The sequence below is a fragment of the Niastella koreensis GR20-10 genome, from assembly GCF_000246855.1.
Taxonomy (GTDB): Bacteria; Bacteroidota; Bacteroidia; order Chitinophagales; family Chitinophagaceae; genus Niastella; species Niastella koreensis.
Genome location: NC_016609.1, coordinates 2,793,430 through 2,808,589 on the forward strand (window position 1 = coordinate 2,793,430; position 15,160 = coordinate 2,808,589).

12 protein-coding genes are annotated in these 15,160 nt (G+C 42.6%); 8 read left to right on the forward strand and 4 right to left on the reverse strand.

Going from position 1 to position 15,160, the window contains the following annotated elements; all coding sequences use genetic code 11:
* The first annotated feature begins 26 nt into the window (after positions 1 to 26).
* The 8 genes from NIAKO_RS11445 (at position 27) to NIAKO_RS11480 (ending at position 8,700) form a co-directional block, all read left to right on the forward strand.
* A complete protein-coding gene (locus NIAKO_RS11445; protein ID WP_014218574.1) occupies positions 27 to 2,273 on the forward strand; it encodes a peptidase domain-containing ABC transporter in 2,247 nt (748 codons plus the stop codon).
* Complete coding sequence (locus NIAKO_RS11450; protein WP_014218575.1) at positions 2,257 to 2,814, forward strand: hypothetical protein; 558 nt, start codon at positions 2,257 to 2,259, stop codon at positions 2,812 to 2,814. Before NIAKO_RS11445 ends, NIAKO_RS11450 begins: the two co-directional genes overlap by 17 nt.
* Positions 2,815 to 3,116: 302 nt before the next feature.
* Positions 3,117 to 3,806 (forward strand): response regulator transcription factor, encoded by a 690-nt coding sequence (locus tag NIAKO_RS11455; RefSeq protein WP_014218576.1) that lies wholly within the window; start codon positions 3,117 to 3,119, stop codon positions 3,804 to 3,806.
* Positions 3,807 to 4,054: 248 nt separating this feature from the next.
* Complete coding sequence (locus NIAKO_RS11460) at positions 4,055 to 4,564, forward strand: UpxY family transcription antiterminator (RefSeq protein ID WP_014218577.1); 510 nt, start codon at positions 4,055 to 4,057, stop codon at positions 4,562 to 4,564.
* Positions 4,561 to 5,196, forward strand: coding sequence for a DUF4254 domain-containing protein (locus tag NIAKO_RS11465; protein WP_014218578.1), 636 nt, complete (start codon positions 4,561 to 4,563; stop codon positions 5,194 to 5,196). The genes NIAKO_RS11460 and NIAKO_RS11465 overlap by 4 nt, the downstream gene beginning before the upstream one ends.
* A gap of 6 nt (positions 5,197 to 5,202) precedes the next feature.
* Entirely contained in the window at positions 5,203 to 7,623 is a 2,421-nt protein-coding gene (locus NIAKO_RS11470) for a penicillin acylase family protein (RefSeq protein ID WP_014218579.1), read from the forward strand.
* A 14-nt stretch (positions 7,624 to 7,637) separates the two neighbouring features.
* A complete protein-coding gene (locus NIAKO_RS11475; RefSeq protein ID WP_014218580.1) occupies positions 7,638 to 8,000 on the forward strand; it encodes a hypothetical protein in 363 nt (120 codons plus the stop codon).
* Between the two features lie 13 nt (positions 8,001 to 8,013).
* Positions 8,014 to 8,700 carry a 4'-phosphopantetheinyl transferase family protein gene (locus tag NIAKO_RS11480; RefSeq protein WP_014218581.1) on the forward strand — a complete coding sequence of 229 codons (687 nt, stop codon included), beginning with the start codon at positions 8,014 to 8,016 and terminating at the stop codon, positions 8,698 to 8,700.
* On the opposite strand, the gene NIAKO_RS11485 is transcribed toward NIAKO_RS11480, so the two are convergent.
* Genes NIAKO_RS11485 through NIAKO_RS11500 form a run of 4 tightly spaced genes read right to left on the reverse strand, consistent with a single transcriptional unit; the run spans position 8,646 to position 15,156 of the window.
* Positions 8,646 to 9,599: an FkbM family methyltransferase gene (locus NIAKO_RS11485; protein ID WP_014218582.1), complete on the reverse strand. Its 954-nt coding sequence runs from the start codon at positions 9,597 to 9,599 to the stop codon at positions 8,646 to 8,648. The two genes, NIAKO_RS11480 and NIAKO_RS11485, sit on opposite strands and share 55 nt — an antisense overlap.
* Before the next feature lie 14 nt (positions 9,600 to 9,613).
* Positions 9,614 to 10,579, reverse strand: a complete 966-nt coding sequence (locus NIAKO_RS11490) for an ornithine cyclodeaminase (RefSeq protein ID WP_014218583.1) — start codon at positions 10,577 to 10,579, stop codon at positions 9,614 to 9,616.
* A gap of 3 nt (positions 10,580 to 10,582) precedes the next feature.
* The gene (locus NIAKO_RS11495) at positions 10,583 to 11,752 is read right to left on the reverse strand and encodes an alpha-mannosyltransferase (protein ID WP_014218584.1); all 1,170 of its coding nucleotides are present in this window, start codon (positions 11,750 to 11,752) and stop codon (positions 10,583 to 10,585) included.
* A 35-nt stretch (positions 11,753 to 11,787) separates the two neighbouring features.
* Positions 11,788 to 15,156, reverse strand: a complete 3,369-nt coding sequence (locus tag NIAKO_RS11500; protein ID WP_041346650.1) for a glycosyltransferase family 9 protein — start codon at positions 15,154 to 15,156, stop codon at positions 11,788 to 11,790.
* Between the last annotated feature and the right edge of the window lie 4 nt (positions 15,157 to 15,160).

Genomic DNA, 15,160 nt, shown 5'->3' on the forward strand with positions numbered 1-15,160 from the left:
CCAGGTGATAGCTTTTATTAATACACATGAATTCTGGTGCAGTGAAAAATATCTCTTTTAATAAACGGACCGGCCATCTGCCAAGTGGGTATGCATGCCTGTGGATAATTGTTCAGCATTATGATAAAAAATACAGTGAAGAAAATTTCCGGGGAAAAATAGATGTAAACAAAGCGGGTATTGCGTTATCAGATATAAGTATAGCCGCAGAAAAAACAGGCTTCAGGGCCCGGTGCACAGAACTAACTTTTAAAGAATTGACCGATGATGCATTTTTACCCTGTATTATAAAGTGGGACCGGCAATATTGTGTCTTACAATCCGGGCCGGGTTTTGGAAAAGGTAAAATGCTACAGTGTATAACACCGGCAGGCGACATTATTTCATATACCAGGGCCGAATTTATGCGGCACTGGACAGGCAATGAACTAACCGGTATCCAGACTACCGGCGAAGTATTGCTGCTGGAACCATCTTTTACGTTCCATAACAGGGACAGAAAAAATGGGGATACATTAAGCTGGCGAATAATACTGAAGTTTTTTACCCGAAGCCGGTTGCAGATCACCCAGGTTGTTATGTCATTGCTGATCTCGTCACTGTTTCAGCTTATCATTCCCTTTTTGATGCAAAGTGTTGTAGATATAGGTGTCAATACCCAGGACCTTAACTATATCACTATCGTGCTTTGTGCTATGTTCATGCTCATCATGGGCCGCATAAGCGTTGATTTTATACGCAGCCGCCTAATATTATATATTACCACCACTGTAAATATTTCCGTTATTTCAGAATTCTGGATAAAACTTACCAGGTTACCCATCTCCTACTTTGACCGTAATCATACCGGCGACATTTTGCAGCGTATCAGCGACAATAAGAATGTTCAGAATTTTTTAACTGGCCCTACCCTTACTACCATTTATTCAATACTCAATTTTATTGTATTTGCCATCGTGTTGATGATGTACAAAATAGAGTTGTTCATTATTTTCACGATCGCCATGGTGCTGTATTCATTGTGGATGCAGTTGTTTCTGCGGTTCCGTCGCAAAATTAATTATGAGTTATTCGATGCCTCTGCCCAGGAAAACAATACCACCCTTCAACTGGTGCAGGGTATGCAGGATATAAGATTAAATAATATTGGGCAGTTCAAAAGATGGGACTGGGAAAAGATGCAACTCGCCTTGTTCCGGCTCTATAGCAAACGGCTAAACTATAATCAATTGCAACAGGCCGGCGCCATGGCTATCAACCACCTGAAAGATATGGTGCTTACTTTTGCCGTAGCAAAATTATTAGTTGAAGGTGAATTGACATTTGGGGCCATGCTGGCCATACAGTATATCATCGGGCAGCTGGGCGCGCCTATTGAACAATTGATCTGGTATATTCAAAACGCACAGGATGCGAAGATCAGCATGGAGCGGTTGAATGAAATTCATGAAAAAGAGGAGGAAGAGATTCCCGGAAAAAACTATATTTTACATCTGCCTCCTCTGCAAATCATTCAGTTGACCAACTTTTCATTTACCTTCCCCGGAAACAATACATCCCGTGTATTAAATGATCTTTTTATTACAATACCGCCGGGAAAAACAACGGCTATCGTTGGAGAAAGCGGATGTGGTAAAACCACTTTATTGAAGATTCTGCTGAAGTTTTATAATCGGTACGAAGGTAATATTACCGTTGGCGATATTGAATTTAAAGACATCAGTCCCTCCTACTGGCGCAGTCAATGTGCGGCCGTATTTCAGGATGGCTTTATATTCAGTGATACTATCGAAAAGAATATATCAATGGAGCATCAGCAGGCCGACAGGGAAAAATTGATGGAAGCCTGCAGAATAGCCAATATCCTGTCATTTATTGATTCACTGCCCGATGGTTTCAATACAAGACTTGGCACAGATGGCACAGGCATAAGCCAGGGACAAAAACAACGGTTATTGATAGCCCGGGCTGTATATAAAGACCCGCAATACCTTTTCCTTGATGAATTTACCAACTCACTGGATGCGGCAAATGAAGTGACCGTTATTGAAAATTTAAGACTTTTCTCAGCAAACAGGACCATCGTTGTAATAGCTCACCGTTTAAGTACTGTAAGAAATGCCGATAATATCATAGTAATGCACCAGGGCCGTATTACGGAACAGGGAACGCATGAGGAACTGACGCGGGCAAAAGGGAAATATTTCAAATTGATAAAAAATCAATTACTGACCGACTCAATTGAAATGTCAAATAATGCCAACCAATTATAAAACACGAGATATTAAAAGTAATTATAAAGGGACGCCGCTCAGAACGCCGGGGTATATTGATCTTAATACACAGACCGGAGTCGTTCCTTCAAAGCCTGGCGGCATTTACCGATGGATATTTCCTCATTTTGCCGGTGTATTATTCCTGGGGCTGGCTGTGTTGTGGTTCATTCCCCATCCCGAGATCATAAAAACAACGGGTACAGTAACAGGGATCGATGCCCAGGAGAAAATGTTATATATTAATATAGCCGCCCCTGAAGACAGTATGCAGACTATTCGTTCAGGTCAATTAATACAAATAAGAGTTAAAGAACAGCCCGGCGCTCAGTTTGATGTTGTAACAGGCAGGTTGCTGCAGGTATCAGCTGGCAGGTTGGAGCATGATCTGATGGCTAAGGTATTGTTATCGGAATTTAAAACGGCTCAGTATAACAGGCCCGGCAACAAAAGTTTAAAAGTTAACCTGGTCATTGTTGTAAAAGACCTGAGATTACTGCAATGTATTTTCAAAAACCCGCTAAAACAAATGGGAAAGTAAAGGTCCCGGATGTATCAACCTGCACGATTATTGCTCAAATCAACACACTTATTGCTTAAATAGCACACTTATCAGTTTAACCCTTTAGTTAATTGTTATATTCACCTTTTTATCTAAATTTGGTTCTCCCTTCTATAATTACAATCCTGAAAGGCAACTCTGTTAACGTAGCGTGATTTTTCCCTTGTGAATGAAAAGGTTCACAAGTTTCGTTTTCTAATCCCTGTGTGCCTTAAACGCCGTACAGGATCAGGATATTGTTTTTTCTAATATATTCCATAAATCTCACAATCCATTAAACCATGTTATCTAAGCTGATTAACATTGCCATTGTTGACACGCACACTTTGTTTAGAAAGACCCTAAAAAACTACATTTCTGATCAAAGGAATATGAATGTTGTTATACAATCGCCCAACATCTCGGATCTCCTAAGCAAACTGAAAGATTTTGAAGTTCATATTCTGCTTATGGAGGTATACGTGCCCGAACAAAACGGTGTTGATGCAGTGAAAAACATCAAAAGTAAATACCCTGATATCAAGATCCTGGCCTTATCAACATGCACCGAAATGAATTCTTTAAACGAATTGCTTGACGCCGGCGTATATGGCATCATTTCAAAAACAGACGAACCCGATGAGCTTATACGTGCTATTGAGGCCATCTCGGAAAAGGGAATATACCGCAGCGCGCTTTTTACGGAAATAATGTACTGGAATAAACAGCATAACTTAATGTCGAATAAAGAGACAACAACTGTTTCATTAAATAAAAGAGAAAGCGAGATGCTGCAGCTATTGTGGGAAGAAAAAAGCAATAAAGAAATAGCTGGCTATTTATATTTAAGTGTAAGGTCGGTAGAAAAGATAAGGCAGGACCTGAAAGAAAAACTGGGCGTAAAGTCTACCATCGGCCTGATAAAATATGGCATCAATAAAAAAATAATAAAAGTTACCTCACCCGTTTACACCAAATGGCTACAGCCTTGAAAAACTGATAAAATAAAATTGCGGAAGACCGCTTTTTAGTAATACCCGTATTAAACATACGGCTATCACCATCGGGTAATTCTGTTGATCATTTAATTTTAAAGCGTTCGTTCATGTCTGTGTGACAGTATCCGGTTTAATGGCCGGATCACTGACTGGTTTACTATTCAATACTAAAATTTGCACCTGCCGGTCCCATTGCTATGGTTATAGCAACAGGAAGCTGCATGTCTTAAAAGAAAAGCATCATGACCACTACATTTCACAAAGGCTGGTACCTTATCTATACAAAGCCACGCCATGAAAAAAAGGTTCATTCCAGATTAAATGAACTTCAGATCAATTCGTTACTGCCTGTGAAAAAAACGCTCAGAACATGGCACGACCGGAACAAATATATTGACCAGCCACTTTTCCCCTCCTATATTTTTATTTATCTGAACAACATGCAGAACTATTATGATGGAATAGACATAGATGGTTCCCTGTACTATGTAAAAACAGGCAAGCAAATGGCGCAGGTAAGCGAAATGGTCGTCAATAACATAAAGCTTATCACCGACCAGGTAGATGAGCTTGAAGTATCGGACGATCGCTTTCAGCCGGGCAGGAAACTGGTGATCGCCAAAGGTGCTTTAACAGGTCTTTCCTGCGAGGTGGTTGAGTTCAATAATAAACAAAAGTTGCTGGTAAGAGTAGATCTGCTGAAAAGAAATATACTTATCGCCTTGCCGGAAGACCATTTTATTGCCCTATGAGTACATTATTCAATAACTTCAGTGTGTTCAGTGATAACGTACAGGCTATTTATGGTCGGGCCATCGAGGATTATCATGTAGCTGATTCAATTGAAACTGCAGTTGAAAACCCTTTTCCTGTGGGTGAGCTGGAACATTTATTATATTTAAAGTGCTGGATAGACAACGTGCAATGGCATGTTGAAGATGCCATTCGCGATCCACATATCGATGCCACTGATGCGTTAAAACTAAAACGCCGTATCGACCAGCTGAACCAGGAACGTACGAATACCGTTGAATACATAGACGATTATTTTCTTCATTACTATACAGGCGTGCCGGTTATGCCTTATGCGCGGGTGAATACAGAAAGCCCGGCCTGGGCCCTGGACCGGCTGTCGATCCTTTGTTTAAAAATATACCATATGAATGCCGAGGTGCAAAGAACCGAAGCATCGCCGGACCATATACATCGTTGCCGGAATAAACTGGCCACTTTACGCCTGCAGCAAATCGATCTGTCGGTAAGCATTAACGAATTGCTGCTTGATATTTCGAAAGGCAACAAACAGATGAAGGTATATAGGCAAATGAAGATGTATAACGACGAAAACCTGAATCCCGTTTTGTATAATACATCAAAGTTTTGACCTTTCATGAAAAAAGTAGTTACTTTCACCATTACTGTGACTGCCCTGGTGCTTGTTATTTATATCTGCTCGCGGCAGTTTGGCAATGTTCCTCCACTTGGCAGGATACTTAACCCGTTCACCGGTCTCATTCAGAACGAGGATGATGAAAATCTGCAAAAGTCCCGGGTAAACATAGGTCATTTAGGCCTTACTGAGTCCGTGGCAGTTTACTTCGACAACCGGAAAGTACCGCACATTTTTGCAAAAAATACAGCCGACCTCTATTTCGTTCAGGGCTATATAACCGCCAGCCTGCGTTTATGGCAAATGGATTTTCTAACTTATGTTTCAGCAGGCCGCCTGGGTGAAATATTTGAGGGGAAGTTCTTTGACTATGACAGAACGCAAAGACGAATAGGCATTCTGGAGGCTGCAAAGGCCTCTGTAAAGATGATAGAGGCTGATAAGGAAACCAATCAGATAATAACGGCTTATACAAAGGGGGTCAATGCATATATAGCTCAACTCGGTTATAAAAATATGCCTGTGGAATACAAATTGTTAAATTACAGGCCAGAGCCATGGAGCAAACTAAAAACAGCATTGCTGATGAAGTACATGGCTAATACCCTTTCCGGTTATGAAGAAGATTATACAATGACCAATTTAATGTTAGCGCTTGGGGAAGAAAAATTCAATACCCTTTTTCCGGGAATGGGTGCACATATAACGCCGGTTGTTAACGATTCAACAGCCGTTTTAAACCGCAGCCTTATTCATACACCCAAACCGCAATATCTCGATTCTTCTTTTTTATCAACCGGTCCCATAGCTGCTGCCAGTAACTATGATCCCAAACTGGGTAGTAACAGCTGGGTGATTTCCGGGAAGAAAACGAGATCGGGTAATCCTATTTTATGCGCCGACCCGCACCTGAGTTTATCGCTGCCATGTATCTGGCTTGAAATGCAGCTGACTGCCCCAGGCATCAACGTATATGGCGTTTCAATTCCGGGTACACCTGCCGTTATCATAGGCTTTAATGAAGATATTGCGTGGGGCATAACCAATGGAAGTGATGATGTAAAAGACTGGTACAAATTAAAAATGACCCCTGACTGTAAAAAATATCAATACGATGGACAATGGAAGGATGTAACCTATACAGTTGAAGAGATAAAAAGGAAAGGCATGCCCACATTTAATGACACCATATACCACACCCTGCATGGACCTATTGTTTGCGATAAAAATTTCCCAACGGCGCAGCCTGAAGTATTCAACCATGCTCTGAAATGGGCATTGCATACTCCTTCAAACGAGTTCCTGACATTTATACAATTAAACAAGGCTAAAAATTATACGGATTACAGCAACGCTTTAGTGCATTACTTTTGTCCCTCCCAGAATTTCACTTTTGCAGGCAAAAACAACGATATTGCAGTAACGCACCAGGGAAAAATGGCTGTTAAATGGCCGGGTGAGGGTAAATTTATTTTAGATGGCACCAACAGCTCATGCCTGCCTTCAGCATATATTCCACAAGACAGCCTGCCTCATTTACTTAACCCTTTATGCGGATACATATTATCGGCCAATCAACAGCCAACGGGCAGCCACTACCCTTATTACTATAATGGCTATTACAGTGAAAACCGGGCTAACCGCATCGGGCGCTTACTGGCTAACGATAACAACTTTACTCCGGAGCAAATGAAAATTATGCAACTGGACAATACCAGCAATTTCGCCGTAGACGCCCTGCCGGTTTTAAAAAGCGCCGTCAATGAAAACAACTGGCCCGACAGTATAAAAAAAGCATTTGTGCAATTCAGCAGGTGGAAAGGGGCCTACGATAAAAATGATGAGCAGGCAAAGTTATTCGATCTGTGGATGAAAAAGATAAGGGATTATACCTGGGATGAAATAAAGAAATATCCTTTCAGATCGAAATTGCCGGACGACTACATCCTGCTGGATCTCATTCGGCAACAACCTGACAGTTATTTATTTGACAAACCCGAAACACCAGAAAAGGAAGATGCCCGTGATATAGTTACCAATGCTTTTTTATCTGCAGGCCGTGAATATCTGAAATTAAAAAGAAAAGGAAGCGTGCGTTGGGGCGACCTTAACAGAGTGGCGGTTATTCATATGACCAATATCAGATTTTTTAACAGGCAGGACCTGCCAGGTGCAGGCAATCCACAGGCAATTAATGCTATGTCTTCAAAGACAGGCCCCAGTTGGAGAATGATAGTAGAGTTGGGTGAAAGCCCCCTGGCTTTCGGGATTTACGCAGGCGGGCAAAGTGGAAATATAGGCAGTACCTATTACGATGATTTTATAAACGACTGGAACCAGGGAACATATTATCCGCTTTATCTGTTTAGATCAAAAGAAGAAGCAAAAAATAAAACTACCAGTACCTGGATGCTAAAATAACCAAACCAACCATTATGGCCAGCTCCTTAAAAGATAATATTAGAACCATGTTTATAGTGGCTTTAGGCGCCATCGTTACTTTGAAGATCGACAGTTTGCCATGGTGGAGCTTTACCATCACTATTTTTATCACAGGCGCCGTTACCACCTTGCTGAAATGGAACATTTCGGGGTTCATTACCGGTTTTATTTCAGGTGTTATTGTATGGACCGGGGGTAATTTGTATTATCATTTATTGTATGATGGGATCATTTTTAGAAAGACCGGCCCGGTCACTGCCCTGCTGTTCTTTTGCCTGGCGGGGTTAGCAGGCGGCTTACTGGCAGGACTATCGTTATATACAGGGAAAAGATTAATGGAATTCAGCAGGCATTAACATCCCGGATAGCATGGCAATTGTATACTACTTCAATGTTGACGAGATCAGAGACTGTGAAATAAGGGAATATTTACAGCACCTTCCGGCATTTATGCAACAGGAAGTGATGAAATACAGGAATACGATCGATCAGAAAAGCAGGTTGGCCGCCAGGCTTATGTTATGTGAAAGCCTGCGAACTTCGGGGATTGATGACTGGCAGGATAAATGGAGGAAGAATGTTCATAATAAACCTTTTATTGAAGGCTGGAAGCCCTTTAATATCTCTCACTCGGGAAAACTGGTCGTCTTTTCTTATGCGGATGGCTCAATAGGTGTTGATATCGAGAAAGTACAAACCATTCAACATGGAGAATTAATGCGGTATTTTCATGCGGAAGAACAGGAGTTCATAAGAAGTGCAGCCAATAAACTCGATTCTTTTTATGAAGTATGGGTAAAAAAAGAGGCATTTCTAAAAGCAACGGGCACAGGACTGGTAAACGGATTGAACGCCTGTAACTGCATTCTCAAAAATGTTAGTTACCAGGGGGATTGCTGGCATTTTCATGTCATTGACATACATCCGGATTATAAGAGCTGTTTGTGCACGTTGAATGAAAAAGAGCCTATAACGATCAGCGCATTCCGGTTTGAACGCGCTCAATATTTTCCAAACATCAACCCGCCATCCTCCAACCCTCTTTCATACATGTAATTGAGCACCCCGGCAAACTCTTCCCTTTTAACCGTTTTGTTCAATGACGGCACTCTTAAGGTTGTAAACCCCGGCAATAAGGCCAACAGCTTTTCAACAGTTACATTGCTTACATTACGCAGGTGATGGGGTATAAACTCCATGATCAGGCCCCTGGCTTTCGATAGAATATCCTGCATGCCTTTCAATGCGAAATACTCAGACCCTTCGATATCCATAAGCACCACGTCAAAATCGCGGCGGGTGAAATAATTATCCAACGCTACGCCGGCTACCTCTATCTCCTGTGGTTCGTCATAATTATAAATATAATGATCTTTAACCGGTTTGCGCTTACTGCCACCAGAGTTAGCCCTGTTTAACATGAACTTCAACGTTTCTTCTTTATCATTGGCTGCAATATTGAATATTTCACAATTGGTAACATTGTTCAGCCTGATATTCATTTCGAGTAACCGGAATGTATGGGGGTTGGCCTCAATGGCGGCTACGTAGGCGTACTTTTTTGCCAGGGGGATGGCGAGTGTGCCTATGTGGGCGCCCACTACCAGCACCTTCGAGGCAGGAAGAGCACTTCTGTAAATAGATTTCAGCAACTCGGTACTAAATCGTCCGTCGCGCCTGATATCCCAGCCAACACCATAGTCCTCGGGGTCGCTGGCAAATAATCCATCGATGGTTTCCGTTATAATGGCCCGGCCATGGGCGCCCAATAACTTTTTTGTGAAGAGCCCTACACCAGCCATTTGCTGCAGCCGGTCGGCGGCATTACTACGCATGATCTTTTTTAGCTCTTCATTACATGCCATATAGTAGTTCAGGATGTTTTCAACTACTGCTGTATCGTCGGCAGAGAAGGCTTCGGGGTCCTTAACGATCTGTTCTATGCTTATTTTCATAAATCGGTATTTTATTATTCAAGTTCAGTTCCTACGGTAAGTTGTTCCGCCCTGGTAAAATAATGCCCGGCTACTGCAATGTCGAATACCGACATTCCCATTGGGTTGAACATCACTGTTTGCGGTTGTTTCAACTGAGACAAACCAATGCCGGCCACCAATTCGACTATATTGTATACCTGTTGCTTCTGCAGGCCGTGGTTCAGATGCATATTTTCAATGTCGGTATTTTCTCTGCAAACTTCATCCCAGTCATCAACAATGATCGTATCGGCATATTGGATCCAGGATGCCATATAATCTCTCAGCGAAACGTTCAGGTGTAATGAACCTTTTTTGGGCATACTGTCAATATAGGGGCCGTTTGATACCGTACAGGTAACAAAAATATCTGCGTTTGAAAATGCTTCCTGCCAGGTATCGCAGATCCTGATACTGTCAGCATGAGGATGTTCGCTTACCATTTTTTCACATGGCCTGATATCGTATATACTTACCATTTCTATACGGTCACCCAGCAATCCGAATAACATATCGGTATGCAGCCTGCCAATAGGGCCCAGTCCGCACATGCCTACCCTGATCCTGCTCATGTGGTTATATTTTAACCAAAGCTCTACCATAAGGCCCGATACCCCGGCCGTTCTTATGCCACTTAACAAAGGTGTGTTAATAATGCTCACCGGCTGCCCGGTGGCCGCATCATTCAGGATTATAACGGAATGCGCCCGCCTGATCCCTTTGTTTATATTGTCGGGAAAACTGGCAATCCACTTTATGCCTGCCAGTTCCGTTTCACCGCCTAAAAATCCCGGCATGGCAATGATCCTGTTCTTCCTGTTCCTGTATCTCAGGTAGGGTTTGATAGGCTGCGCAAAATCCTCCTGCGCCATTGTTTTGCAGGCCTTACGTATCACCGTTGTAACAGCAGGCCAGTTTACACCTATCTTTTTTATATCATCTTCATTTAAATACTTCATATATCAGGCTCTTTGTATCACATGATCAAAAGTTGATTCCTTAAGTCCACGCGGATAACCGGGTCTGGCTTTCAGGTTATAGTAGTGGAGTAAAAAGCGTGCGTAGAATTTAAAGTTTCTTAGCTCTTTAAGTATTTCAAGGCCTTTTTGCTCATAATCTCCGAACAATTCCCTGAAATCAAGCAACTCTACTTCACCAACCAGGTCATAGAAAGTTCTTCCTTTGGACTCCCCCATATTACAATGGCTTATGATACAGCTTTCCCGTGCAGCACCGGATTTAAAACGCCTGATCTTATCCCATACAAGCTCATCTTCTGCCGTAATATCCCATTTCCAGGCATTCCTGTGCAGGAAAAGGATATTATCGGCGCTGTCATGCTGTACCATGGTGAGGCCATATAAAAGATCTTTGTCTTCCGCCTCAAATCCGCATGCACCTGCATGCATGGCTATCATATTATAGTGCGTTCCTAACGCTTTCCAGGCAAACCTGAAAGTGTCTTTATCACCTAAAAGCATTTCATAATAGTGCTCACGCCTGAGGTTGAAGTGCAGGCATAAATTTATTTCTTTCCAGCATTTTTCCTTATTTATCAATATCTGGCCGCTTTCCTGCTCGATCGAGTGATAGTCGCTGGACCCTGTTATTTCCCATATGGGATTTGCCCTGTCCGTTATCCAGTAATCGGGCCAGAATATAGTGCCATAGGTTTTATACAAAACGTCGTCAAACAAATAGGCAGGATCTGCTACGCAGTTATTATCGGCATCCAGAAAAAGCACTTCTTTAAAACTGCTATTGAGTATGGCAAAAGGTTTCAAAGAAAACCCATATACCTGCAGACCGGTGTAATCAAGGCTGTTTTTACATTGAACGCCCAGTTGTTCGAATGCACGGATCGTTTCGGCGTTCAATTCATGTCCGGTATACCACAATTCAATTGGCAGCATACAGCCCGTTTGCCTGAGCATATTGATGTTGACCCATGCGCAGGTAACATGGTTAACGCCACCTGCGCAGGTAACAATACCTTTACCTTCAAAATTACCGGCATAAGGGGGGATCGATGCTGCATATTCCTGCCAGCCTTTTCTTAAAAGCGCAATCATGTGCGCATTTACAGTATAGTTGGTTTTCCGAATGAATTTATCCGTAAACGTAAATATCATTACTTAAAGATTTTAATAATACAGGTACTGTGTGGTTATGCTGTGAGCTGTTTCGTTCGTACAGTGTATTTACCGGCTATAAATCGTATCAACATATCGGCTGTATATTCTTTACACGGCAGGGAGTCCTTCATTTTTTTTTCTTCATCACTCAGGTCTGCAAGCACTACTATTCCCTTTTTATTATTTCGTTCCTTTAACAACAGGCAGCTGACAAGGGGTGTTTTTTCCCACCATACATGAACATCATATCTGTCCTTGCCATACCAGCCGGTGTACACCACCAGCGGTGGAATTTTAGCTGCATCCATGCCGCTGCTCACATAGTTATTAAAGATGCTGGATGCGCAATGCATTAACCCGGTGCAGGGCCCGAACATAAAACTTGTATAGCCGGAACCTATGAGGCAAAGGTCCTGACGTAAACTCAGGCCTTTTGAAAAGATCAGCTTTCCCATAGCTTCGCTGCTCAGCCACTCGCTGTAAAAGTTTTGCTTTCCTATATTCTGTTCATCGAAGATCAGCACTTTTATATCGTCCATTTCCAGGATGTATTTGAGGATATCGAAGTATACGTCTATATTCAGCAGCTTACTTCTTACTGCCGACGAATCGATCATGATCACCAGTTTTTCATGCTTCTTCATTCCGTTGGCTTCTAACCAGCTATTGGCCCATTGTTGCTCCTCTTTGCTGATATACAACTCACCCAGCCGCGGTACTTTCATATAGTCAGACAAGCCGGTATTCTCCGGGAAAATATAACTGCTGCCCTCTTCGGCCCGCAGAATATGCCCCGACATGGAATATACCGGAAGCTTCATTTGACCGTTGGCGATACGGTCTCCATATTTGTTGTGCAGAAATTCAAGTAAACGGTCTTCGTTGTAAGTAATGCATATGACGGCATCGAAGTCATCAAACACGATGTCATCCCACTGTAGCGCAGTGACGCTATCTAAATACGGGTTGTTCTTTAGCAGCCCTTCATAATATTTTTGATTCTGTTTATTGGTAAAATTCAAATGAATAGCTGCGGAATTCAGGTAGGACCTAAAATGCCTGAACTTATCTGATTTTATGCAGGAATCGCCCAGCATAGTTGATCTTTCTTCATAGAGGATCAGAATATTCCGGCGGTTTCTAATATCAACGGCCTGTGTATGCTCAACGATCCTTTTTAAAGTATGCTGTCTGTTGTCGGTAAACCTGTTGTTTATAAAGCCGAGCAGCATATCTGCTGTATATTCACTGCATGGCAGTAAACTTCCTGTTATGCTTTCTCCCTCGGGCAGTTTACCTAGTAAGTGCAATTTTTTCTCACTGTCAGCATGTTTAAGCAGCAGGCAGTTTACCAACGGAGACGAGCCCCAATAAGACCGGATGTCATAATTTTCATCGCCGGACATGCCCGTATAAACTACCAGTAAAGGAATGCTGCTATTGTTCAATCCCTTGCTTTTATAATAGTTGAAGATGCGGGAAGCGCAATGCATGAGGCCGGTACAGGGGCCCAATACAAGACGGGTGTGGCTGGAGCCTAACAGGCAAAGGTCTTCCCGAAGGCTAAGCCCTTCGGAAAAGATCATTTTTGACATTCTTTCTTCTCCCAGCCATCCTTTATACAAGTGCCGCTTTCCCTGCCTGCGTTCGTCAAAGATCAGCACCTTTCTGCGGCCGCCGTCGAGCAGGCCTTTAAGCAGTTCGAAGTAAACGTTATAATTCAGGAGTTTGTTTTTTACGGCCGCTGAATCAATAATAATGAATAGTTCCTCTTCTTTCTGTAATCCTTTTGATGCTAACCAGTCATCGGCCCATTGCTGTTCTTCGGCGCTGATGTACAATTCACCGGGACGGGGCCTGTGCAGGTATTTTGCAAGACCGTCCAGAACAGGGTAAACACGCACTTCGGTACCGGTGGGCTTTAACAGTAATTCGGAGATCGAATACACGGGCACGTGCGTTTGCCGGTCGTTGAACCATTCCTGCAGCCGGGCCTGTAGCTTATTCTCTTCAAAGGCTACGCAAATTAACAGATCAAAATCGTTGGGTGGCAGGTTTTGCCAGGCGCCGCTGAACACTTCATCAATATGGGGGTTGTTTTGTAACAGCGCTTCATAAAACCTTTGGTTCCTGGCCGTCTTAAAATTAACAGCGATAGAAGCCTGGTTCAGGTATTCTTTGAGGTACCTTAGTTTATCAAGCATTATGCAGGTGTCGCCCAACAAAAGCAGGTCTTCTTCAAATAACACCAGCACCTTTTTTGCATGTATAAATACCGGGGCGCCGGCTTGTTCTTTAGCTGGTTCCAGCTTTTCGTTTACATAATCGATTAGCATACCGGCTGTATACTCACTGCATACCAGGGTGTCCTTAATCCCTTTTTCTTCAGGCGTAAGGTCGTGTAATTGAAGCAGCACTTTCCTGCCATTTATCCTTTTCAGCATGATGCAATTGATCAACGGGCAATTACCCCACCAGCGGTTAGCGCTCTGCCCTTCTACAGGATATACGCCGGTATAGGTGATCAGTACCGGCACTTTATCGGGGGGCAGGCCATTGTTTACATAATTATTGTATATTCCGGAAGCACAATGCATAACTCCCGTACAGGGGCCAAAAACCATTTTCGTATAGGAGCTGCCGATCAGGCACAGATTATCGCGCAAGCTGCGGCCCTTTGAAAAAATGATCCTCCCGATCTGGTCCTCCCCTACCCATTGCTGGTAAAACTCCTGCTTTCCCATATTATTTTCATCAAAAACAAGCAAACGGGTATTGGGCCGGTTTAGCAGGTGCTTTATCAATTCAAAATATACAACGGTATCTACCAGTTTCTTTTTTGAAGAGGATGAATCTACCATAACAAAAAGCGATTCTCCCTGCTGGTAGCCATTTTCAATAAGCCAGTTGTTGGCCCATTGTTGTTCTTCATTGGTAATAAATAATTCACCGGGTTTAAAAAGGTCCACATGGTCCTTCACCGATTCACTTTCCTGAACAACATACACATCCAGCTTCATTTCATCATTCAGCACCTGCTGCTGGTATTTACTATTCAGGAAGTCTATAAAAGGTTGTTCGTTTTGCATTATACAGATCACTGCATCGAACAGCCGGAAATCGATCTCCTCCCATTGCATTGATGAAATGCGGTCTACGAAAGGGCTGTTCTTTAATATGGCATGATAGTACCCTTCGTTCTTTTTACTGCTAAAGTTCATGGTGATAGCCGCATCCTTTAACCAGGTTTTGAAATACCTGAACTTGTCGAACCGTACACAACAGTCGCCAATATATACGATCTCTTCTTCATATAAAGCCAATACGTGTTTGTATGCTTTGTTATCAACTGCATCGGCGCTTAGGATCACCTTACTGAAAACAGATTGATTATTCATCATCAGA

What these genes read in the sequence shown, in the direction of transcription:
- NIAKO_RS11490 (WP_014218583.1), bottom strand. Translation starts at nt 10,579, where the DNA reads ATGAAGTATTTAAATGAAGATGATATAAAAAAGATAGGTGTAAACTGG.
- NIAKO_RS11450 (WP_014218575.1), top strand. Translation starts at nt 2,257, where the DNA reads ATGCCAACCAATTATAAAACACGAGATATTAAAAGTAATTATAAAGGG.
- NIAKO_RS11495 (WP_014218584.1), bottom strand. Translation starts at nt 11,752, where the DNA reads ATGATATTTACGTTTACGGATAAATTCATTCGGAAAACCAACTATACT.
- NIAKO_RS11455 (WP_014218576.1), top strand. Translation starts at nt 3,117, where the DNA reads ATGTTATCTAAGCTGATTAACATTGCCATTGTTGACACGCACACTTTG.
- NIAKO_RS11445 (WP_014218574.1), top strand. Translation starts at nt 27, where the DNA reads ATGAATTCTGGTGCAGTGAAAAATATCTCTTTTAATAAACGGACCGGC.
- NIAKO_RS11500 (WP_041346650.1), bottom strand. Translation starts at nt 15,156, where the DNA reads ATGATGAATAATCAATCTGTTTTCAGTAAGGTGATCCTAAGCGCCGAT.
- NIAKO_RS11485 (WP_014218582.1), bottom strand. Translation starts at nt 9,599, where the DNA reads ATGAAAATAAGCATAGAACAGATCGTTAAGGACCCCGAAGCCTTCTCT.
- NIAKO_RS11465 (WP_014218578.1), top strand. Translation starts at nt 4,561, where the DNA reads ATGAGTACATTATTCAATAACTTCAGTGTGTTCAGTGATAACGTACAG.
- NIAKO_RS11470 (WP_014218579.1), top strand. Translation starts at nt 5,203, where the DNA reads ATGAAAAAAGTAGTTACTTTCACCATTACTGTGACTGCCCTGGTGCTT.
- NIAKO_RS11475 (WP_014218580.1), top strand. Translation starts at nt 7,638, where the DNA reads ATGGCCAGCTCCTTAAAAGATAATATTAGAACCATGTTTATAGTGGCT.
- NIAKO_RS11460 (WP_014218577.1), top strand. Translation starts at nt 4,055, where the DNA reads ATGACCACTACATTTCACAAAGGCTGGTACCTTATCTATACAAAGCCA.
- NIAKO_RS11480 (WP_014218581.1), top strand. Translation starts at nt 8,014, where the DNA reads ATGGCAATTGTATACTACTTCAATGTTGACGAGATCAGAGACTGTGAA.